Raw genomic sequence first — 21254 nt, 5'->3', positions numbered from 1 at the left:
TGCTGTTTATCGATAGAGGCGCTTAACAAATTTGACTAAATCAATCAGGAAAAGGGGCTTGTTGGCCCCTTTTCCTTTTGTTCATATGCCCATTTCCGGTACACTGATCACCTTGCTAGGGAGGTAATATGCATTGTCCTTTTTGCTCTGAAAACGAAACAAAAGTTATCGATTCTCGTCTAGTGGCTGATGGTCACCAAGTGCGCCGTCGTCGGCAATGTTTGACTTGTAGCGAACGTTTCACCACGTTTGAAACCGCAGAGCTAGTGATGCCAAGAGTCATCAAATCCAACGGTAATCGAGAGCCATTTGATGAAGAAAAAATGATCGGTGGGATGCTACGCGCTTTAGAAAAACGCCCTGTTAGCGCCGATGCGATTGAGTTAGCGATCAGTACCATTAAATCTAAATTACGCGCCACCGGCGAGCGGGAAGTTCCGAGTGAATTGATCGGTAATTTAGTGATGGAACAACTGAAAGAGTTAGATAAGGTGGCATACATTCGCTTTGCTTCGGTTTATCGTAGTTTTGAAGATATTCGCGAATTTGGTGAAGAGATTGCTAAATTAGAAAATTGAACGTGAGTCCGATGATGTCAAACTTTTCTGCTGTCGATTATCAAATGATGGCGCGAGCCATTCAACTTGCTCAGCGCGGACGCTTTACCACGGCGCCGAATCCAAAGGTTGGGTGTGTGATTACTCAACAAGGCCGCATTGTTGGCGAAGGTTTCCATTATCGAGCTGGTCAGCCACATGCCGAGGTGCACGCTTTGCGGATGGCTAAAGAGCACGCTCGTGGTGCGACCGCTTATGTGACACTAGAGCCTTGTTCTCACTACGGACGAACGCCTCCTTGTGCTGAAGGGTTAATTCAAGCCGGAGTAGCAAAGGTGATTTGCGCGATGCAAGATCCTAATCCACAAGTTTCTGGACGCGGCATTGCTATGTTGCGAGAAGCAGGAATTGAGGTGGAAGTTGGTTTATTAGAAGCGGACGCCAAGGCGCTCAATCCGGCGTTTATTAAACGGATGCAAACCGGAATGCCTTATGTTCAGCTAAAATTAGCGGCCAGTCTAGATGGACAAACAGCACTGGCTAATGGTGAAAGTCAATGGATAACCTCAGCTCAAGCACGGCAAGATGTTCAAGTATATCGAGCGCAAGCAGGAGCGGTGTTATCAACTAGTCAAACGGTGGTCGCCGATAACGCCTCATTAGCGGTACGTTGGTCTGAATTACCAGCCGATGTGCAACAGCAATACCCTCATGCTGAACTTCGCCAGCCAACTCGTGTGATACTTGACCGCCAGCATCAATTGCACCAATCACTGGCTCTTTATGCCACCGCTTCACCGGTAATTCGTGTAGCAGAACAAGACGCGGAACTGTGTGTGCCATTGAATGAACATCAACAGTTCGATCTGCGTGATACTTTAGCCAGTTTGGCTGAACAGTATCAGATCAATCATCTTTGGGTAGAAGCTGGGCCAACATTGGCCAAAAGCTTGCTTGAGCAGCAGCTGGTAGATGAACTAATCATCTACCTTGCGCCAAAAATTATGGGCAGTGACGGCCGTGGTTTATTAGGAGCCTTAGGTTTTACTCATATGGATCAAGCATTAGGATTAGTCATTCAAGACTGTCGAATGGTCGGCCCAGATCTTCGCCTAACCGCAACTCTCACCTCAACCCAATAAGATAACTGATTATGTTTACCGGAATTATAGAAGCTGTGGGCTCCTTGGTTGAGATGACTCGCCAAGGTGAAGACGTCACCATTACCGTTGCTACGGGAAAACTCGATATGAGTGATGTTAAACTCGGCGATAGCATTGCTACTAACGGTGTGTGTTTAACCGTTATTGATGTCAGTTCGCAACATTATCGAGCTGATCTCTCATTAGAAACACTCAATAAATCAGCGTTTGCTCACTATCAAGTCGGAGAAAAACTCAACTTAGAAAAAGCCATGCTTCCGACGACGCGTTTTGGTGGGCATATTGTGTCGGGACATGTTGATGGGATTGGTGAAATTATTGAACGCCAGTGGGTGGGGCGTGCGATTGAATTGTGGGTGAGCTTACCGAATGAGTTAACTCGGTATGTTGCTGAAAAAGGCTCGATCACTATTGATGGGATTAGCTTAACCGTCAATGGGTTACGAAAAAATGCCTTTAAGCTGACTATCGTGCCGCATACCTCGTTAGAAACGACCATTGACGGCTTTCAACCTGGCCGCAAGGTGAACCTCGAAGTGGATGTGCTTGCTCGATATTTAGAACGTTTATTGGTCGGTGGTCAGAATGAGCTCGAATCAACTTCTCGAATGACAATGGAATTCTTACAACAAAATGGTTTTGCGTAATCATACGTGACGCAATAAGACAAAATATAGGACAACAGTCATGTCAATTAGTACCCCACAAGACATTATCGAAGATATTCGCTTAGGTAAAATGGTTATCTTGATGGACGATGAAGATCGCGAAAATGAAGGCGATTTAATCATGGCCGCAGAGCATATCACACCAGAAGCGATCAATTTTATGGCGACTCATGGGCGCGGATTGATTTGTTTAACCATGACTAAAAGTCGTTGCCAGCATCTAGGATTAGCTCCGATGGTGCAGGATAATAACGCACAGTATACCACTAACTTTACGGTATCGATTGAAGCAGCAGAAGGCGTAACGACGGGGATTTCAGCGGCTGATCGCGCACGTACGGTGCAAGCTGCCGTGGCAAAAGAGGCCAAAGCGGCTGATTTAGTTCAACCTGGACATATTTTTCCATTAGCAGCGCAAGATGGCGGGGTGCTCACCCGCGCAGGTCATACCGAAGCCGGTTGTGATTTAGCACGTCTCGCAGGGCTTGAGCCTGCGTCAGTGATTGTCGAGATCCTCAATGACGATGGCAGTATGGCTCGTCGCCCCGATCTGGAAGTTTTTGCTAAAAAACACGACATCAAATTAGGTACCATTGCCGATTTAATTGAGTATCGTAATAATACAGAAACCACCATCGAACGGGTCGCGCAATGCCAATTACCAACCGAATTCGGTGAATTTGAGCTGGTGACGTATCGCGATATCATTGACAATCAAATTCATTTTGCTTTGCGCAAAGAGAGTGTTAGTCAGCAAGCACCTTTAGTGCGTGTTCATCTACAAGATACCTTTACTGATCTATTACGTAGCGATCGCAGCGCCGATCGTAGTTGGACTTTGGATAAAGCCATGCAACGTATTGGTCAAGAAGGGGGCGTGTTGGTGATTCTTGGTAATGAAGAGTCCACTGATCTGCTTATCCATCGCGTTAAAATGTTTGAACAGCAAGATAAAGGCGCAGCCCCAACGATGGCGAAAAAGCAAGGGACATCTCGACGGGTCGGGGTTGGCTCACAGATCCTTGCCGATTTAGGCGTCAGTGATATGCGTTTGCTCTCTTCAGCCAATAAGAAATACCACGCCTTGGGTGGATTTGGCTTAAATGTTGTCGAGTATATCAGCGAGTAAGCCAGTTATTCTACGTTCGGCTCGTTAAGTCTGCACGATAGGCCGCCCTTGTGGCGGCAAATTACTATTAGATATCGTTCACAAATTTGTGCTAGAATCCGGCGATTCTCACTTGATGAACAGAGTTAAAGGAAAGCTTATGAAAGTGATCGAAGGTGGTTTCCCAGCCCCCCATGCCAAAGTTGCGATTGTGATTTCTCGTTTCAACAGTTTTATTAACGAAAGTCTGCTGTCTGGTGCCATCGATACTTTAAAGCGTCATGGTCAAGTTAGCGACGAGAATATTACCGTTGTGCGTTGTCCTGGTGCGGTTGAGCTGCCACTGGTGGCTCAGCGCGTTGCCAAAACAGGCAAATTTGATGCGATAGTGTCACTGGGTTCGGTTATTCGTGGTGGTACACCACACTTTGACTATGTTTGCAGTGAAATGAATAAAGGGTTAGCCCAAGTGTCGATGGAATTCAGTATTCCTGTCGCGTTTGGTGTATTAACTGTTGATACTATCGATCAAGCTATTGAACGCGCAGGAACCAAGGCTGGTAATAAAGGTGCAGAAGCAGCACTTAGCGCACTTGAGATGATAAACGTTCTTTCTGAAATCGATTCCTAATGGGGGCCAGTGTGAAACCAGCCGCACGTCGTAATGCACGTCAATTTGCGCTACAAGCTATTTATTCGTGGCAAATTACTAAAGAGAATGTGGCGACTATTGAAGAGCAGTTCTTATCCGGTGGTAAGTATGATGAAGAAGAACATCATGCAGCAGAGCCTGCGCTATCGGCTCCACAAACCGATGTGACCTATTTCCGTGATCTGCTTGTCGGCGTTGTGCTCAATCATACCGAGCTAGATAGCAAACTACGTCCTTTTGTTTCTCGTCCGATGCAAGATTTGGATATGATGGAACTTGCGCTACTTCGTCTAGCGATGTATGAAATGACTCGACGCGAAGATGTTCCTTATAAGGTCGTGATTAACGAGGCCATTGAGCTAGCAAAAGTGTTTGCAGCAGAAGATAGCCATAAGTTTGTGAATGGCGTGCTTGATAAAGCCGCCCCTCATGTACGCAAAAAAGCGTAATCAGTTTTGGCATAAAAGGTCAGCATTCGCTGGCCTTTTTTATAGATGAAATCGACCAATGAGTCCATCTACAACGGTTGAGCGAGTGTTATTGATGGGCTTAGTTTTACTAACCGCATTTACATCGTATGAATGAATCATTCGGTGGATTCGTTGGTCTGGCTAGAGAATCATCCATGTTAGGTGAATTTAACTTTATTGAACACTATTTGGCGGCACGTCAACCACAGCGTAAAGATGTCCATTTAGCTCTGGGGGATGATTGTGCAATCGTCAATGTACCAGAGAATGTTCGGCTGGCTATCAGTACCGATACCTTAGTTGCAGGGACTCATTTTCTGGCTAATGCTAATCCAGCATGGGTAGCACATAAAGCCCTTGCTTCTAATATCAGTGATTTAGCCGCGATGGGGGCAACCCCTGCTTGGGTCTCGATGGCACTTACTTTACCTGAGATTAACCCCAATTGGCTTACTCCATTTTGTGACGCCTTTTTTGATTTAGCGAACTACTACAATGTACAATTGATTGGTGGTGATACCACCAAAGGTCCGTTGAGTATCACTCTCACCGTGCAAGGTTTTGTACCGCAAGATAAAGCCTTGTTACGTTCTGGTGCAAAAGTCGGGGACTGGATTTATGTCACAGGTCAACTCGGCGACAGTAAAGCAGGACTTGAGGTGGTACTCGATGCGAGTAAACGTGCTCTACCTTGTGCATCAGTGTTAGAGTCACGTCATTACGTATCGACCCCACGAGTTCTCGCTGGACAAGCCTTGCTCAATTTAGCCTCATCAGCGATTGATATTTCTGATGGCCTAGTCGCGGATTTAACCCATATTTTAAGTGCTTCTCAAGTAGGAGCGAGCCTTGATTTGCATACCTTGCCGTTATCTGAAGCGTTAGTGCAGTACACGGGGGATCCGCTTATTGCGCAGCAGTATGCATTAACCAGTGGTGAAGAGTACGAGCTCTGCTTTACGGTGCCTGAAGAGAATAAAGGGTCGTTAGCAAGTGCTTTGGCACATACTGCGACGCCTGTCACCTGCATTGGTCAAATTCGTCCTCATGGCGTGTTTGACTTACTCAACCATGGGCAAAAAGTCGACTGGTCGTTGACTGGTTATGATCATTTTAAGGAATCAGCATGAGCCATCCTCTTTCTCGTCTTTCACTACGCAATCCGTGGCATCTACTGGCGACCGGATTTGGCAGTGGTTTATCGCCGATCATACCTGGCACAATGGGAACATTAGCTTCCATTCCTCTGTATCTACTTCTAGTGCAACTGCCCTTATTTGCCTATCTTTTCGTCGTCTTAATGGCGTGCATTCTCGGGGTGAAAATTTGCCAAGTGACGTCAACAGATATGCAAGTTCACGATCATGGTTCGATTGTTTGGGATGAGTTTGCTGGTTTTTGGATCACCATGTCTATTGTTCCGTTACTGCAATTGCCAATCTTTGATTGGCAATGGATTGTAACGGGATTCGTGCTCTTTCGTTTTTTTGATATGGTCAAACCATGGCCAATTGGATGGCTAGATAAACAAGTAGAAGGTGGCGTAGGAATTATGCTCGATGATATCGTCGCTGGTATCATGGCGGCTATCATGCTGTTTTTTGTTGGGCAGTGGGCGGGATGGCTAAACTAAGCACAGTTACGTCGTGTTGATCAGTCACCCATAAGGGAGCAGAGGCTCCATTATGGGTAAGCCAAACTAAAGTTTGTTCAGATCGGCTTCAATTTCAGCAATTTTGTTGGCCACTACTTTCTCTAAGTGACGTAAATCACTCAATATTTTTTGTTTAACGTCCACCTCACCGCCGTTATCTCCGGCGTTCTCATTACGTGTGAGTTGGTTCAACTCATCAATGACTAAAGTAAGAGTACGATTGATTTCGCTGATTTCTCGGTATTGGTGAGTACCGCCATCGACCAAAACCGTTTTGATCTGTCTTGGGTATTTAAATTTGACACTTTTAGCAAAAAACTCACCTTTTTGTTTCTTGAAATAGATTTTTAGCACATCTTTTTGCGCTTCTTGGCGCAATGAGTAACGTTCAATCGTATAGGGTTGATCGATTCCCAAGCTGGTGAGTTGTGGAAACATAAGCATCCTCTGCATTGTTTTGAGTGATTAAGGCGATAAAGCTTCTTGGTGAGAAGAAGAGAGCTGAGCAATAGTATCAATTAATCGTTCACGTAGGGTACTTTGCTCTTGGTCTGTGAGTTTAGCCCCTTGTTGATTAGTTAAAATAAATAAGTCTTCTGCGCGCTCTCCTAAGGTAGTGATTTTCGCCCCATGTAAATCTAAGTTTAATTCGGCAAACGTCGCTCCTATGGTGGCCAGTAATCCCGGCGTATCGAGAGCAACCAGCTCCATTAAGGTGCGTTTTTTGCTTTTTGTTGGTAAAAAGTCTACCTGAGTTCGAACCGTGAAATGTTGCAGATTACGTGGGATGCGGCGTGTTTTGAGTCTCGTTGGACGGCCATCGGTCAATACATGGCTTAAATGCTTAATTAACGCATGATGACGGTTTTCTTCAATTGCTTGGCCGTTGTGATCTAAGACCATAAAGGTATCTAAAACATAGCCGTCTTTACTGGTCATGATTTGCGCGTCATGAACATTCAGGTTTCGACGGTCTAATTCGGCGACCACGGTTGCAAACAATGCGGGCTGATCTTTGGTATACACAAACACTTCGGTACCACCGCGCGTGGCTTTTTTACTGATTAAGACCAAAGGTTCAGTAGGCGATGAGTGCGTTAAAATGTGCATACCATGCCATGCTATTTGTTTGTGAGTATGGCGTAAAAAGTAATCGGCTTTAAATCGTTGCCACAATTGCTCGATTTCACGGCTATGGAAGCCTTCTTTACGTAGCTGTGCCGACGCCATTTGTTGGTTATGACGAATTCGTTCTCGAACATCAACAGGGTGTTCAAGCCCGCGTCTTAATGCTCTTTGCGTTGAGTAAAAGAGTTCCGCCAGTAAGGTTCGTTTCCAACTGTTCCATAGGTCTGGATTAGTGGCGCAAATATCAGCCACCGTTAAACAGACCAAGTATTCCAGATACTCTTCATCGCGGACTTTTTTAGCAAATTCGATGATCACGTCTGGATCATAAATATCGCGCCGTTGAGCGGTGACGGACATTAATAAGTGATTTTGGACTAACCAAGCCACCAGTTTCGCTTCTGGCTTAGAGAGGCCGTGTTCGATACAAAAATCGTAAGCTTCACTCGCACCTATTTCTGAATGATCGCCGCCGCGACCTTTGGCAATATCATGGAAAATGGCCGCGAGGATCAGCAGTTCTTTTTTTTGTATTTTCGGGAAAATCTCACAGCAAATAGGATGACGTTGATGGTTTTTTGGGTCATTAAACAGATGGATATGTTTTAGTAGACGAATGCTGTGCTCATCAACGGTATAGACATGAAACAAGTCAAATTGCATCTGCCCAACTATCTGACTCCATTGCGGTAAATAAGCGGCCAATACGCCCAATTTATGCATTTGTCCAAACGCTTTGTGAAGCGCATTGGGGTGACGGGTCAGCGTGAGAAATTTTTCACGCGCAGCAGGAATCGTATGCAAAAATTTGTTCAATCGTCGCCGTACGGTTCTTAATTGACGCATCGTAGAAGGGGCAACCCCATCAATGCTCGAGTCATTGGCCATGAGCAAAAACATATCGAGAATGGTTTCAGGTCGAGCTTGAAACAGAGCGGGCTTTCGAGCTTCAATTAATGAACCACGACGCTGAAAGTCGTGATTAATGATCTCGGCTTTGATCTCTTCACCACGGTTTAAGATCGCTTGATCAAACAACTTCAAGAGCATTTTATTGAGTTCAGATACGCGGCGTAAGGTGCGATAGAACTCCTTCATCATTTTTTCGACCGCTCGGTTGCCTTCGCCAGTAAATCCAAGATGTTCGGCGACTTGAGCTTGATGAGCAAAACCGAGTCGATTGTCATAACGTTTTAGTTCAAGGTGGAGAGCGAAGCGAACTCGCCACAAAAAATCTTGGCATTCGGCCAGTTCACGAAATTCAGCGTCAGTAAGAAAGCCGAAGCGGCTCATTTCATAGAGTGATGTCGCCCCAAAGTGGCGACGAGCAACCCAGCTTAAGGTATGGATATCTCTTAGACCGCCAGGCGTTGATTTAATGTCGGGCTCAAGGTTATAGGCCGTATCGTGGTATCGAGCATGGCGTTCACGTTGCTCTTTTATTTTAGCTTGGTAGAAGCATTCACTTGGCCAAAAAGATTCGCTATGAATGGCTGATTGTAAACGTTGGAAAATACGGTCACTGCCGCACAACAAGCGTGCCTCTTGCAAATTGGTGGCCACGGTTAAATCCGCTTTACCAATCTCAATACACTCTTCTACAGTACGTACAGCATTGCCGACTTCTAGGCGCAAGTCCCATAATAAGGTAATGAATTGGCTGACTTTACTGCCAATATCATCGGCTAATCGGGTCGTAGAGACGACTAAGATATCAATATCTGATAAGGGATGTAATTCAGCTCTTCCGTATCCGCCAACAGCGGCCAGACAGAGGTCATTGAGTTTATCAAACCCAAAATACTGCCAAAGACGATTCAGGAGCATATCCATATAATCGGCACGGCCAACCACGAGATCACTGACCGGATGGCGAGAGAGAAACGCTTGGCGCTGGTAGGCAGAAAAAAGGTCGAGTTGCTGTTTTAATTGCTCAACCGTGAGCTGTTGATCGGTGTAATTCAGCGGGGATAAATAAGCCATAACAGTGCGGTCCATGCCAGGGAGTGAACTCAGTGTGAATGCTCAATCTAACAGAAATCAAGCGCTGAGCTCAAGCTCCCTTTACCGACTATCGGGCAGGATTAAGCATTGTGGAAAATACGTGGGATGGTCTCTTCTTCACGTAGCGTGAGAATTTCACAGCCATCTGCGGTAACCAAAATAGTGTGCTCCCATTGAGCCGAGTTCTTACTATCGGCGGTATAGACCGTCCAGTTATCTTCATCATCCAAGCGACAACCAAATTTACCCGCATTGATCATCGGCTCAATGGTAAAAATCATCCCTTCACGAAGCAGTGTGCGGTCACTATTTTTGTAGTGCACTACTTGTGGCTCTTCATGAAACTCTGCGCCGATACCATGACCACAGTAGTCACGAACAATCGAGAATTTTGAACGCGGGTTATTTTTATTATTGGTTTTGATGTATTTCTCTATCGCGGTACCAATTTCGCCGAGTTGTACGCCTGGTTTCACTTTTTTTAAGGCCAAATAGAGACACTCTTGAGCGACTAGACATAAACGTTTGTCGGCTGGCTGCACATCACCAATTAAGAACATCTTTGAGGTATCACCGTGATAACCATCTTTAATGACGGTAATATCGATGTTCATAATATCACCTTCTTTTAAGACGGCCGGGCGAAGCAGTTGACCAAATTGCGTATCTTGCTCAGCCGGAATACCATGGCACACGATATGGTTAATCGATGTGCAAATCGATTTTGGGAAGCCATGATAGTTAAGAGGGGCAGGAATAGCGCCTTGCACCTCGGTAATATAATCGTGGCAAAGTTGGTTAAGGTGTTCAGTGGTCACGCCAGCTTTGACGTGAGGTTCAATCATTTCTAAAACTTGCGCAGCCAATCGCCCCGCTACACGCATTTTTTCTATTTCTTGAGCATTTTTAATTTTTACAGACATCGGCTTTCTCTATTCAAATTTTAGGCACTGAGTGCTAATCGCAATATTGTAACAGTGAGAAAAGGAAGCGCAAGAAGCGGTGTAAATAAGAATGATTAAGCGCGGTGGTTAGCTAGGTTAAATGACGCATCTCCTGATGATCGATAGTAAGATGGATTTTCTTGCTCATCATCGCTCCCGCTGGTTCAATCCAAGCGCCTACGCCACAATTTTTGCTAGTCAGATTAGTGCTAAATATGATATAAAACGCGCCGGAACATCGGCCTGATTTCTTCGTAACGGCGAAACTGCCCGAGTCCACACACATTTATCTTTAAATCACACACATTCCGACACATGTTCCGGGGTGCTTCCAGCGTTATAAACGTTGAGGAGTCGGAGACATGGGGGATGTGGAGGCCTAACCCCATAGAGGATTATTTCATGGCAACTGTATCAATGCGCGATATGCTAAAAGCTGGTGTTCACTTCGGTCACCAGACTCGTTACTGGAACCCAAAAATGAAACCATTCATTTTTGGCGCTCGTAACAAAGTTCATATCATCAACCTAGAAAAAACCGTACCAATGTTCAACGAAGCACTGGCTGAGCTAGTGAAAATCGGCGACAAAAAAGGTAAAGTACTTTTCGTAGGTACTAAGCGCGCAGCCTCTGAAGCAGTAAAAGAAGCAGCGATTGCAAGCAATCAATACTACGTAAACAACCGTTGGTTAGGTGGTATGCTAACTAACTGGAAAACCGTTCGTCAATCAATCAAGCGTCTAAAAGAACTTGAAGTTCAAGCGACTGATGGCACTTTCGACAAGCTAACCAAGAAAGAAGCGCTAATGCGTACTCGTGAAATGGACAAGCTTGAGAAATCTCTTGGTGGTATCAAAGACATGGGCGGTTTACCTGACGCTCTATTCGTTATCGACGCTGATCACGAGCACATTGCAGTTAAAGAAGCAAACAACCTAGGCATTCCAGTGTTTGCTGTTGTTGATACTAACTCTAACCCAGATGGTATTGATTACATCATCCCAGGTAACGACGATGCGATCCGTGCCGTTCAACTATACCTGAACGCTGCAGCTGAATCAGTAAACGAAGGTCGTAACAAAGACGTAGCGGCAGTTGCTGAAAAAGACGGCTTTGTAGAAGCGGAATAATAGCGGCTCTTAGTCTTACTTAGCCTTCTGTAGAATACTACATGGGCTAAGTCATAGTTAGTATTGGGGGCCAAATCATTAGGCCCCCAATTTTTAATCCTGAATCAACTGAGGAATAGAGAATGGCTGTTACTGCTGCTCTAGTAAAAGAACTGCGTGAACGTACTGGCGCAGGTATGATGGAATGTAAGAAAGCACTCGTTGAAACCAACGGTGACATCGAACTTGCCATCGAAAATATGCGTAAAAGCGGTGCTGCAAAAGCGGCTAAAAAAGCAGGTAATATCGCTGCTGAAGGCGCGATCATCATCAAAGAAGCAGAAGGTTCTGCCGCTTTGGTTGAAATCAACTGCCAAACCGATTTCGTTGCTAAAGATGGCAACTTCCTAGCATTCGCTAACGAAGTCGCTGAAGCAGCGTTAGCATCAAAACTAAGCCTAGAAGAGCTACAAGCACAGTTTGAAGATGCTCGTGTTACTCTTATTGCTAAAATCGGCGAAAACATCAATATCCGTCGCGTTCAATACGCTGAAGGTAAAGCTTTGGCTGCATACAGCCACGGTTCTCGTATTGGTGTTGTGGTTGCTGGTGATGCCGATGCAGAAACTCTAAAACACATCGCGATGCACGTAGCGGCTTCTCGCCCTGAATACGTTAATCCTGAAGATGTACCGGCTGATGTTGTTGCGAAAGAGCGTGAAGTTCAAGTTGAAATCGCAATGAACGAAGGTAAGCCAAAAGAGATCGCAGAGAAAATGGTTGAAGGCCGCATGAAGAAATTCACTGGCGAAGTTTCTCTAACTGGTCAACCTTTCGTTATGGAGCCAAAGAAAACTGTTGGTGAAATTTTGAAAGAGAAAGGCGCTTCAGTATCGACTTTCGTTCGCCTAGAAGTAGGTGAAGGTATCGAAAAACAAGAAGGCCTGAGCTTCGCTGAAGAAGTGGCTATGGCTCAGAAAGGTTAATTGCCTTTTTGATGACCAAGATAAAGACCGTGGCCATGGCTGCGGTCTTTTTACGAATATCACTCCCTCGACGGTTAAAGAGAGCGGTTTTCGAACTCACGATGGTAATGATCATCAATACATTTACGCAGTAAGTTTATTTATGACTGTTAACTAACGATACTTTTTGAAAGGTAAAGTCCATGACAACAAACCCTAAACCCGCATATCAACGTATTTTATTAAAATTGAGCGGTGAAGCGCTTCAAGGTGAAGAAGGTTTTGGTATCGATCCGACCGTGCTTGATCGTATGGCACAAGAAGTAAAAGAATTGGTCGAATTAGGTGTTCAAGTGGGTGTCGTCATTGGTGGTGGCAACTTATTCCGTGGTGCAGGCTTAGCGGCAGCGGGAATGAACCGTGTTGTGGGTGACCATATGGGCATGTTGGCGACAGTGATGAATGGCCTTGCGATGCGTGACGCCCTACATCGAGCTTACGTGAATGCGCGCGTGATGTCTGCTATCCCACTTAAAGGGGTATGTGACGACTACAATTGGGCTGACGCGATCAGTCAATTACGTCAAGGTCGTGTAGTGATTTTTTCTGCTGGTACGGGTAACCCGTTTTTCACAACCGATTCTGCCGCTTGTTTACGTGGTATCGAAATTGAAGCTGACGTGGTTCTCAAAGCGACAAAAGTAGACGGCGTCTACAGTGCTGACCCTGTAGCCAATCCAGATGCGCAACTGTATGATAAGCTGGGTTACAACGATGTACTGGATAAAGAACTTAAAGTGATGGATTTGGCGGCCTTTACTCTGGCTCGCGATCACAACATGCCAATCCGTGTCTTTAATATGAACAAGCCTGGCGCATTACGCCGTGTGGTTATGGGTGAAGCGGAAGGTACGCTGATCAGCTCCGCTGTATAATCACTCTCGAAATGAAATAAGAATTAAGGTGATATTGTGATTAATGAGATCAAAAAAGACGCTCAAGAGCGTATGGATAAAAGTGTAGAAGCGCTAAAGAACAATCTATCAAAGATTCGTACTGGTCGCGCTCACCCAAGCCTACTATCTGGCCTCTCTGTTGAGTACTACGGTGCGTCAACACCTCTAAGCCAAATTGCCAACGTGATTGCTGAAGATGCACGTACATTAGCGATTACGGTATTTGATAAAGAACTTACGCCAAAAGTTGAAAAAGCGATTCTTATGTCTGATTTAGGGTTAAACCCAATGTCAGCAGGAACCGTGATTCGTGTTCCACTGCCACCATTAACGGAAGAGCGTCGCCGTGATCTTGTTAAAATCGTCCGTGGTGAAGCGGAAGGTGGTCGAGTCGCCGTGCGCAATATTCGTCGTGACGCCAACAACGATCTAAAAGCGTTATTGAAAGATAAAGAAATTTCAGAAGATGAAGAGCGTAAGGCTCAAGATGAAATTCAAAAACTGACCGATGCGGCTGTCAAGAAAATTGATGACATCTTAGCGGTTAAAGAAAAAGAACTCATGGAAGTTTAATTTCTACAAAACCCTAACAGGAAAACGCTGTGCTCACAGCACAGCGTTTTTTTATGCTACTCTTCACCATCTTTTTTCTTTATTACGTTTCTATGCAAAATTCGCAGCTCTCGTTAGATGTTCTCCCTCAGCATATCGCCATTATTATGGATGGCAATGGTCGTTGGGCAAAAGCACAAGGTAAACCTCGGATCTTTGGTCACAAAAACGGGGTTGCTGCGGTGCGTAAAACGGTTTCTACCGCAGCAAAACTGGGGATCAGAGCCGTGACTTTATTTGCCTTTAGCAGTGAAAATTGGCGACGTCCTGAGGAAGAGGTCGGCGTGTTGATGGAGTTATTTCTTCGTGTCTTATCGACCGAGGTCAAAAAACTGCACAAAAATAACCTGCGTTTACGTATTATTGGTGATACCAGTCGATTCAGTGAGCGGTTACAAAGTAAAATCGCCCAAGCTGAAGCGCTGACTCAGCATAATACGGGCATGGTGATTAATATTGCGGCGAATTACGGTGGAAAATGGGATATCACTCAGGCGATGCGCCATATTGCTCTTAAAATCAGTCGTGATGAACTCAGTGTCACGGATATTAACGAGACATTGATCGCTGAACATTTAACGATGGCTGATCTTCCTGAAGTGGATTTACTGATTCGCACCAGTGGTGAATGCCGGATCAGTAACTTCCTTCTTTGGCAGTTGGCTTATGCAGAAATGTATTTTACTCCTGTTTATTGGCCTGAGTTTGGTGAAGAAAGTTTAATTGAAGCTGTGACTTGGTTTGTTAATCGTGAGCGCCGATTTGGTTGTACCGGTGAGCAAGTCAAAGCGTTAATGACACCATAAAATAGGACTTCTCAGTTTGAAGCAAAGAATTATTACTGCGCTTTTACTTGCCCCTTTAGTGATTGCTGGCATTTTTTGGCTCCCGCAATCTGGCTTTATTTTGGCGTTGGGCGTAGTAACGTTATTGGGCTTATGGGAATGGACGCAATTCGTTTCTTCTTCCTCTCGTTATCTTGCCTTATTACCCGGTCTGGTGGTTGGTGCCATAAGTTATTGGTTGCTTGTACCTCAGCTTTCGGTATTAAGTGCCTTGCAACCGATGCATTATGGCATCTTAGTGATCGGCTCACTATGGTGGATTGTCGCTAGTGGTTTGGCCATTACCTATCCTAAATCACGAGCTTGCTGGGAAAATTCCAATGCTGTGCGTCATCTCTTTGGCGTGCTGACATTATTGCCTTTCTTTTGGAGTGTGATTTTTTTACGCTCTGAACATATTGTCTCCGACAGTTATCACGGGGCGAAATTGGTACTTTATGTCTGTTTGATTGTGTGGGCCGCGGACAGTGGGGCTTACTTTTCCGGCAAAAGTTTTGGCAAGCGTAAAATGGCTCCAGCTGTCAGTCCGAATAAAACTATTGAAGGCTTAGTCGGTGGGGTTATTGCTGCCATGTTGGTGGGTTGGTTATGCGCCAGTTGGTTTAATATTCAATTTGCGTCTACCACTATCATGCTATTGACCATTTTGGTTACCGTAGTGATCTCAGTCTTGGGCGATTTGGTGGAAAGTATGTTTAAGCGGGTATCTGGCATCAAAGACAGCAGTAAAATCATTCCTGGTCACGGTGGTATTTTAGACCGAGTGGATAGTCTGACGGCTGCTTTCCCTGTATTTGCTTTATGCTATTTCTTATTTTAATGCTGGTGAAGCACGACTTCATCAGCATAAACCATGACGGTTTTTGTGATGCGTAAATTAACCATTCTCGGAGCCACTGGCTCTATTGGTGCGAGCACCCTTAAAGTGGTGGCCGAGAATCCTGAACACTTTAGTGTGGTTGCTTTGGTGGCGGGTAGTAATGTCAACAAAATGCGCGAGCTTTGCCAAACATGGCGACCTAAGTATGCCGTAATGGCGACGCCACAAGCGGCACAGTTGTTATCCTCCCAATTAGCTGGACTTTCACTGCCAACCGAAGTGTTGTATGGCCAAGAGGCAATGTGTCATGTTGCTGCTAGCGATGATGTTGATACTGTGATGGCGGCGATTGTCGGTGCCGCAGGTCTGTTGCCGACGATGGCCGCGGTTAAAGCCGGGAAGCGAGTTCTCTTAGCCAACAAAGAAGCCTTGGTCATGTCTGGGCAGTTATTTATTGATGCGGTTGAGCACTATGGGGCTGAATTATTGCCCGTTGACAGTGAACATAATGCGATTTTTCAATGTTTACCCGTTGATATTCAAACTCAGCTCGGACGCTGTAATTTACAAGAGCAGGGCGTTTCCCATATTCTGCTGACGGGGTCCGGCGGACCATTTCGTTATGCCGATATTGAGACTTTAGCTCAAGTGACTCCAGAACAAGCGATTGCTCACCCTAATTGGTCGATGGGGCCCAAAATATCGGTTGATTCTGCAACCATGATGAACAAAGGGCTTGAGTATATTGAGGCTAAGTGGCTATTTAACGCGTCTCGTGAACAGCTTAAGGTTTTGATCCACCCTCAATCAGTGATCCATTCAATGGTCCAATATAGGGATGGTTCGGTGATTGCACAGCTCGGCGAGCCAGATATGGCGACGCCGATTGCACAAACGCTGGCCTATCCTCAGCGGGTCAGTGCAGGCGTTGAACCGCTAGACTTTACTCGTTTGAGTGAGTTGACCTTTATGGAGGTTGATTATCAGCGTTACCCTTGTTTGCAATTGGCGATAGACGCGTGTTATCTCGGCCAGCATGCCACTACGTCGCTCAATGCGGCGAATGAAGTGGCCGTTGAGGCCTTTTTACGAGGGCAGATTCGTTTTACTGATATTGCTGTGATTAATGAAAAGGTATTGTCGACCGTGTGCGGGGCAAACAGTCCGTTACATTCCTATCACTTGGAAAGCCTACTCGAGCTAGATACAATGGCGCGCAGTCTGGCTAATCAACACTTGAAAGAGCGTATGTTATGAGTGGCATTTTATGGAACTTCGTTGCCTTTATTGTCGCCTTAGGCATTTTAGTCGCCGTCCATGAGTACGGGCATTTTTGGGTGGCAAGAAAGTGCGGCGTTAAAGTAGAAAAGTTTTCAATTGGCTTTGGACGAGCGATTTGGAAACGTATGGGTAAAGACGGAACTGAGTACAGTATTTCGGTTATTCCACTCGGTGGCTACGTCAAAATGCTCGATAGCCGAGTAGACGATATTCCCCGCGAGCAGTATCCATTCGCTTTTGATAAAAAATCATTATGGCAACGCACAGCGATTGTTGCTGCGGGGCCAGCTTTTAACTTTTTGTTCGCTCTTTTCGCTTACTGGTTGGTTTTTATTATTGGTGTACCTGCGGTCAAACCGGTGATTGGTGACGTCGCGCCATACTCGATTGCTGCAGAGGCCGGAGTAAAGCCTGGTATGGAAATTAAGGCCGTATCAGGCGTGAAGACGCTGGATTGGGAGTCAGTCAATATGGGATTAATTCGCCATATTGGTAACCAGAGCCTAACCTTGACCGTCGCTTCTCCAGATGACATTGGCATCGAGCAAATCAAGACTTTTGACCTAGCGTCATGGAACTTTAACCCAGAAACAGAGTCTGCTATGGGAGCGCTGGGATTTAAACCTTTTGTACCTGAAGTATCGACGGTATTAGCGACGATTTCTGCTGGTAGTGCTGGAGCTAAAGCGGGACTGCAAGTAGGCGATCGCTTAACGCACATTAACGGTCAAACGGTTTCATCTTGGCAACAGGCGGTTACAGAGATTCAGGCACATCCTAATCAAGCGTTAGAGATAGGGATTGAACGTGATCAGCAACGGTTAACGATTACTTTGGTTCCTGATGCACGAAGCGTATCCGGACAAACGATAGGGTTTGCTGGTATTGCTCCGCAAATGGCTGAATGGCCGCCGGGGTATCGCTTTGAGTTACAGTTTGGCGTGATCGACTCGATCGGTAAAGCGTTTGCAAAGACAGGCCAAGTGATCGACTTAACCATCAGTATGCTGAAAAAGCTGATTGTCGGTGATGTGGGACTGAATAATCTTAGTGGGCCGATCTCTATTGCTAAAGGTGCAGGGACAACGGCTGATTATGGCTTAGTTTATTTTCTCGGTTTCTTGGCCTTGATCAGTATAAACTTGGGGATTATTAATTTGGTTCCTCTGCCAATGCTTGATGGTGGGCACTTACTGTTCTTCGCGATTGAAGCGGTGATTCGACGCCCTGTTCCGGAAAAAATACAAGAAATTGGCTATCGACTCGGAGGAGTGATCATTTTCTCCTTAATGGCGGTAGCGATATTTAACGATTTTACTCGCCTGTGATTGATTCGCATTAGGCAATGGTTGTAGTAAGGACTAACTAAAACAAATATGGCGATGAAAAAAATCCTGTTCGCGACACTGCTCGCAACAAGCGTATCCGTTAGTGGTGCCGAAAATTTTGTAGTGCAGGACATTCAGATTCAAGGACTGCAGCGAGTGGCTCTCGGGGCTGCGTTATTGAGAATGCCTGTGCGAATTGGCGATACCGTTGATTCTCAAGATGTTGCACAAATTATCCAAGCGTTGTATGCCTCGGGTAACTTTGAAAACGTGAAAGTTCTGCGCGATGGTTCCGCGTTGATCGTACAAGTTCAAGAGCGTCCAACCATTGCGAGTGTCTCTTTCTCTGGCAACAAAGCGATTAAACAAGAGCAACTGCAACAAAATCTTGAAGCTTCTGGTATTCGAGTTGGTGAGGCTTTGGATCGTACTAAACTGAGCAATATCGAAAAAGGCTTAGAAGATTTTTATTACAGCGTCGGTAAATATAACGCCAGCGTAAAAGCAGTGGTTACGCCCTTACCGCGCAATCGAGCTGATTTGAAGTTTATTTTTACCGAGGGTGTTTCGGCAAAAATTCAACAGATTAACTTTATCGGTAATGAAGTATTCAGTAATGAAGATCTTTTATCTCGCTTCAACCTGAATGTCGATCTATCGTGGTGGAACTTCCTCTCTGATGATAAGTATCAAAAGCAGGTACTAGCAGCAGATATTGAAGCACTACGCACTTTTTACTTGGACCGAGGCTATTTGAAGTTCCAAGTTGAATCGACCCACGTTTCTATCTCTCCAGATAAAAAAGGTGTCTACATCACCTTGAATCTGAATGAAGGTTTACCGTATACGGTAAAAGAGGTTCAATTTCGCGGTGAGTTGATTGGCAAAGAAGATGAGTTTAAGGCTCAGATTCCCTTTGAGTTAGGCGAGACTTATCAGGGCTCGGCGGTTACGCAATTGGAAGAAAGTGTCAAACGCGTCCTAGGTGAAGCCGGTTATGCCTATCCTCAAGTCCGGACCATTCCGGAGTTTGATGATGAAACCCAACAAGTTTCTCTCATTGTGCATGTTGAAGCCGGTAAACGTATTTATGTCCGTGATATTCGTTTTATCGGTAACAACGCCACTCGTGATGAAGTTTTACGCCGAGAAATGCGTCAAATGGAAGGCAGTTGGTTGAATTCGCGTGCGATTGATACTGGAAAAACGCGTTTAAACCGCTTGGGCTTTTTTGAAACGGTTGATGTACAAACGGTTCGTGTTCCTGGTTCAGACGATCAAGTTGATTTGGTCTATACCGTCAAAGAGGCTAACTCGGGAAGTATTAACTTTGGTGTTGGTTATGGTACCGAATCGGGGGTGAGTTTTACTGTCGGATTAACCCAAGATAACTTCTTAGGAACCGGTAACCGTGTCGGTGTCACAGCAACCACTAACGACTATCAACAAAATATTACACTTGAATACCGTGATCCTTATTGGAACATTGATGGTGTAAGTCTTGGCGGCCGCGTTTTCTACAACAAGTTTGAAGCTTCAGAAGCAGGGATTGTCGATTATACCAACCAAAGTTATGGCACCAGTTTGACTTGGGGATTCCCGTTTGATGAACTCAATCGTTTTGAATTCGGTGTTGGCTATACCCATAACAAAATTGGTAATTTATCGCCTTATTTACAAGTTGAGCAGTTCCTGTGCAACTTAGGTGATTGTGATCCGAAAGAGTTGATCACCGATGATTTTGATGTCAACGTTGCTTGGACTCGAAATAACCTTAACCGAGGTTTTTTCCCAACCGCCGGTAACCATCAGCGTGCGTTTGCTAAAATGACCACTCCGGGGTCCGATGCACAGTTTTTCAAGCTCCAATACGATGTGCGTCAGTACTTCCCATTAACCAGAAAACATGAGTTTACTCTGCTACTGCGTGGTCGTTTGGGTTATGGTAACGGTTATGGTCAAACGGACGGTAAAGATAACCTTTATCCGTTTTATGAAAACTTTTATGCCGGTGGTTTTACCACCTTACGTGGGTTTGGCTCTAACTCGGCGGGTCCTAAAGCGGTATATCGAGACTACTCTAGCTCAAGCAATGGTCAAGATACGGCGACCAAAGATTCAGTCGGTGGTAACGCAATTGCCCTGGCCAGCTTAGAATTAATTGTGCCGACGCCTTTCGCATCCGATGAAGCACGTAGTCAAGTCCGCACCAGTGTTTTTGTTGATGTCGCTAGTGTATGGGATACTGAGTTTGATTATCGCTCTAATGCCTCTTTTGGTAATCAGTACTACTACGATTACTCCGACCCAAGCAAATATCGCGCATCTTATGGTGTCGCACTGCAATGGATGTCACCGATGGGGCCCTTAGTCTTTTCGTTGGCGAAACCTATTAAAAAATACGATGGTGATAATGAAGAGTTCTTCACTTTTACTATCGGACGAACCTTCTAAATAGAGGAAAGTATGTTAAAAAATACCGTTAAAGCGGCCAGTGTTAGCCTGATCATTCTTAGTTCTGCTTTTTTTGCCAATGCTGCTGAGGCTGCGCAAAAAGTAGGCTTTATTAACACCGCACAAGTATTTCAAGCGTTACCACAACGTGAAGTGGTTTTGCAGAAAATGCAGGACGAGTTTAAAGACAAAGCTGCAGAGCTACAAAGTCTTCAAGCTCAAGCTAAGACGAAAATTGAAAAATTAAGACGTGATGCTGAGCTGATGAGCCAAGATGACGTTGAAAAATTGCGTATGGAAATTGGGCAGTTGGATAATATGTACCAGATGAAAGCCCAAGCTCTGGAGCGGGCTTCTGCACGTCGTGAAGCAGAAGAAAAACAAAAATTGTTTAAAATTATTCAAGACGCTGTACAAAAAGTCGCGGAAAAAGAAGGTTATGACTTGATTGTTGATGTTAGCGCTATGCAATACGGTAAACCACAGTACAATATTTCTGAGCAAGTAATTAAAGCAATTAAATAATATTCGATGA

At 45.1% G+C, this 21254-nt stretch carries 21 protein-coding genes; 18 read left to right on the top strand and 3 right to left on the bottom strand.

Translation table 11 applies throughout. The features are described from left to right. Positions 1–128: 128 nt before the first annotated feature. The 8 genes from nrdR (at position 129) to pgpA (ending at position 6251) form a co-directional block, all read left to right on the top strand. Complete coding sequence (nrdR, locus tag CAG60_RS03785) at positions 129–578, top strand: transcriptional regulator NrdR (protein WP_115152664.1); 450 nt, start codon at positions 129–131, stop codon at positions 576–578. A gap of 14 nt (positions 579–592) precedes the next feature. Further along, complete coding sequence (gene ribD / locus CAG60_RS03780; protein ID WP_161438344.1) at positions 593–1699, top strand: bifunctional diaminohydroxyphosphoribosylaminopyrimidine deaminase/5-amino-6-(5-phosphoribosylamino)uracil reductase RibD; 1107 nt, start codon at positions 593–595, stop codon at positions 1697–1699. Positions 1700–1710: 11 nt separating this feature from the next. Beyond that, positions 1711–2367 carry a riboflavin synthase gene (locus CAG60_RS03775; RefSeq protein WP_161438333.1) on the top strand — a complete coding sequence of 219 codons (657 nt, stop codon included), beginning with the start codon at positions 1711–1713 and terminating at the stop codon, positions 2365–2367. Positions 2368–2407: 40 nt separating this feature from the next. Next, positions 2408–3517 carry a bifunctional 3,4-dihydroxy-2-butanone-4-phosphate synthase/GTP cyclohydrolase II gene (gene ribBA, locus CAG60_RS03770; protein ID WP_004394648.1) on the top strand — a complete coding sequence of 370 codons (1110 nt, stop codon included), beginning with the start codon at positions 2408–2410 and terminating at the stop codon, positions 3515–3517. Positions 3518–3656: 139 nt separating this feature from the next. Next, the gene (gene ribH / locus CAG60_RS03765) at positions 3657–4127 is read left to right on the top strand and encodes a 6,7-dimethyl-8-ribityllumazine synthase (protein ID WP_004394649.1); all 471 of its coding nucleotides are present in this window, start codon (positions 3657–3659) and stop codon (positions 4125–4127) included. Next, a complete protein-coding gene (nusB, locus tag CAG60_RS03760; RefSeq protein ID WP_004394650.1) occupies positions 4127–4597 on the top strand; it encodes a transcription antitermination factor NusB in 471 nt (156 codons plus the stop codon). The genes ribH and nusB overlap by 1 nt, the downstream gene beginning before the upstream one ends. A gap of 176 nt (positions 4598–4773) precedes the next feature. Beyond that, entirely contained in the window at positions 4774–5748 is a 975-nt protein-coding gene (thiL, locus tag CAG60_RS03755; RefSeq protein ID WP_161438332.1) for a thiamine-phosphate kinase, read from the top strand. Beyond that, the gene (gene pgpA, locus CAG60_RS03750) at positions 5745–6251 is read left to right on the top strand and encodes a phosphatidylglycerophosphatase A (RefSeq protein WP_040904079.1); all 507 of its coding nucleotides are present in this window, start codon (positions 5745–5747) and stop codon (positions 6249–6251) included. The genes thiL and pgpA overlap by 4 nt, the downstream gene beginning before the upstream one ends. A 66-nt stretch (positions 6252–6317) precedes the next feature. Here pgpA and CAG60_RS03745 read toward each other — a convergent pair whose 3' ends face one another. From CAG60_RS03745 to map, 3 genes are all read right to left on the bottom strand, one after another. Then, positions 6318–6710 carry a DUF3461 family protein gene (locus CAG60_RS03745; RefSeq protein ID WP_161438331.1) on the bottom strand — a complete coding sequence of 131 codons (393 nt, stop codon included), beginning with the start codon at positions 6708–6710 and terminating at the stop codon, positions 6318–6320. A 27-nt stretch (positions 6711–6737) separates the two neighbouring features. Then, complete coding sequence (gene glnD, locus CAG60_RS03740) at positions 6738–9383, bottom strand: bifunctional uridylyltransferase/uridylyl-removing protein GlnD (RefSeq protein ID WP_161438330.1); 2646 nt, start codon at positions 9381–9383, stop codon at positions 6738–6740. Positions 9384–9484: 101 nt separating this feature from the next. Further along, entirely contained in the window at positions 9485–10327 is an 843-nt protein-coding gene (gene map, locus CAG60_RS03735) for a type I methionyl aminopeptidase (RefSeq protein ID WP_004394655.1), read from the bottom strand. A 423-nt stretch (positions 10328–10750) separates the two neighbouring features. On the opposite strand from map, the gene rpsB reads away from it, so the two are divergent. The 10 genes from rpsB to CAG60_RS03685 all read left to right on the top strand — a co-directional run bounded on the left by rpsB (position 10751) and on the right by CAG60_RS03685 (position 21244). Next, positions 10751–11479 (top strand): 30S ribosomal protein S2, encoded by a 729-nt coding sequence (rpsB, locus tag CAG60_RS03730; protein WP_004394656.1) that lies wholly within the window; start codon positions 10751–10753, stop codon positions 11477–11479. Positions 11480–11601: 122 nt separating this feature from the next. Further along, complete coding sequence (tsf, locus tag CAG60_RS03725; protein ID WP_004394657.1) at positions 11602–12444, top strand: translation elongation factor Ts; 843 nt, start codon at positions 11602–11604, stop codon at positions 12442–12444. A gap of 182 nt (positions 12445–12626) precedes the next feature. Beyond that, positions 12627–13358, top strand: coding sequence for a UMP kinase (gene pyrH / locus CAG60_RS03720; RefSeq protein WP_004394658.1), 732 nt, complete (start codon positions 12627–12629; stop codon positions 13356–13358). A gap of 36 nt (positions 13359–13394) precedes the next feature. Beyond that, positions 13395–13952, top strand: coding sequence for a ribosome recycling factor (gene frr / locus CAG60_RS03715; RefSeq protein ID WP_004394659.1), 558 nt, complete (start codon positions 13395–13397; stop codon positions 13950–13952). Between the two features lie 92 nt (positions 13953–14044). Beyond that, positions 14045–14797 (top strand): polyprenyl diphosphate synthase, encoded by a 753-nt coding sequence (uppS, locus tag CAG60_RS03710; protein WP_040904722.1) that lies wholly within the window; start codon positions 14045–14047, stop codon positions 14795–14797. A 16-nt stretch (positions 14798–14813) separates the two neighbouring features. Next, positions 14814–15656 (top strand): phosphatidate cytidylyltransferase, encoded by an 843-nt coding sequence (locus CAG60_RS03705; protein WP_154170335.1) that lies wholly within the window; start codon positions 14814–14816, stop codon positions 15654–15656. Positions 15657–15704: 48 nt separating this feature from the next. Then, the gene (gene ispC, locus CAG60_RS03700; protein ID WP_161438329.1) at positions 15705–16913 is read left to right on the top strand and encodes a 1-deoxy-D-xylulose-5-phosphate reductoisomerase; all 1209 of its coding nucleotides are present in this window, start codon (positions 15705–15707) and stop codon (positions 16911–16913) included. Then, the gene (gene rseP, locus CAG60_RS03695) at positions 16910–18265 is read left to right on the top strand and encodes a sigma E protease regulator RseP (protein WP_004394663.1); all 1356 of its coding nucleotides are present in this window, start codon (positions 16910–16912) and stop codon (positions 18263–18265) included. The genes ispC and rseP overlap by 4 nt, the downstream gene beginning before the upstream one ends. A gap of 48 nt (positions 18266–18313) precedes the next feature. Beyond that, positions 18314–20719, top strand: a complete 2406-nt coding sequence (gene bamA / locus CAG60_RS03690) for an outer membrane protein assembly factor BamA (RefSeq protein WP_154170341.1) — start codon at positions 18314–18316, stop codon at positions 20717–20719. A 12-nt stretch (positions 20720–20731) separates the two neighbouring features. Next, positions 20732–21244: an OmpH family outer membrane protein gene (locus tag CAG60_RS03685; protein ID WP_004394665.1), complete on the top strand. Its 513-nt coding sequence runs from the start codon at positions 20732–20734 to the stop codon at positions 21242–21244. Positions 21245–21254 lie beyond the last annotated feature (10 nt).

Origin of the sequence: Vibrio sp. V33_P6A3T137 (assembly GCF_009904835.1) — a bacterium.
Taxonomy (GTDB): Bacteria; Pseudomonadota; Gammaproteobacteria; order Enterobacterales; family Vibrionaceae; genus Vibrio; species Vibrio metschnikovii.
This window is presented reverse-complemented; position numbering and strand designations above follow the sequence as displayed.

Coding starts and splice junctions, on each gene's coding strand:
- ribBA (WP_004394648.1), top strand. CDS start 2,408: ATGTCAATTAGTACCCCACAAGACATTATCGAAGATATTCGCTTAGGT.
- ribH (WP_004394649.1), top strand. CDS start 3,657: ATGAAAGTGATCGAAGGTGGTTTCCCAGCCCCCCATGCCAAAGTTGCG.
- pgpA (WP_040904079.1), top strand. CDS start 5,745: ATGAGCCATCCTCTTTCTCGTCTTTCACTACGCAATCCGTGGCATCTA.
- rpsB (WP_004394656.1), top strand. CDS start 10,751: ATGGCAACTGTATCAATGCGCGATATGCTAAAAGCTGGTGTTCACTTC.
- ribD (WP_161438344.1), top strand. CDS start 593: ATGTCAAACTTTTCTGCTGTCGATTATCAAATGATGGCGCGAGCCATT.
- CAG60_RS03685 (WP_004394665.1), top strand. CDS start 20,732: ATGTTAAAAAATACCGTTAAAGCGGCCAGTGTTAGCCTGATCATTCTT.
- tsf (WP_004394657.1), top strand. CDS start 11,602: ATGGCTGTTACTGCTGCTCTAGTAAAAGAACTGCGTGAACGTACTGGC.
- map (WP_004394655.1), bottom strand. CDS start 10,327: ATGTCTGTAAAAATTAAAAATGCTCAAGAAATAGAAAAAATGCGTGTA.
- nusB (WP_004394650.1), top strand. CDS start 4,127: ATGGGGGCCAGTGTGAAACCAGCCGCACGTCGTAATGCACGTCAATTT.
- pyrH (WP_004394658.1), top strand. CDS start 12,627: ATGACAACAAACCCTAAACCCGCATATCAACGTATTTTATTAAAATTG.
- bamA (WP_154170341.1), top strand. CDS start 18,314: ATGGCGATGAAAAAAATCCTGTTCGCGACACTGCTCGCAACAAGCGTA.
- nrdR (WP_115152664.1), top strand. CDS start 129: ATGCATTGTCCTTTTTGCTCTGAAAACGAAACAAAAGTTATCGATTCT.
- ispC (WP_161438329.1), top strand. CDS start 15,705: ATGCGTAAATTAACCATTCTCGGAGCCACTGGCTCTATTGGTGCGAGC.
- uppS (WP_040904722.1), top strand. CDS start 14,045: ATGCAAAATTCGCAGCTCTCGTTAGATGTTCTCCCTCAGCATATCGCC.
- CAG60_RS03775 (WP_161438333.1), top strand. CDS start 1,711: ATGTTTACCGGAATTATAGAAGCTGTGGGCTCCTTGGTTGAGATGACT.
- glnD (WP_161438330.1), bottom strand. CDS start 9,383: ATGGCTTATTTATCCCCGCTGAATTACACCGATCAACAGCTCACGGTT.
- rseP (WP_004394663.1), top strand. CDS start 16,910: ATGAGTGGCATTTTATGGAACTTCGTTGCCTTTATTGTCGCCTTAGGC.
- CAG60_RS03745 (WP_161438331.1), bottom strand. CDS start 6,710: ATGTTTCCACAACTCACCAGCTTGGGAATCGATCAACCCTATACGATT.
- thiL (WP_161438332.1), top strand. CDS start 4,774: ATGTTAGGTGAATTTAACTTTATTGAACACTATTTGGCGGCACGTCAA.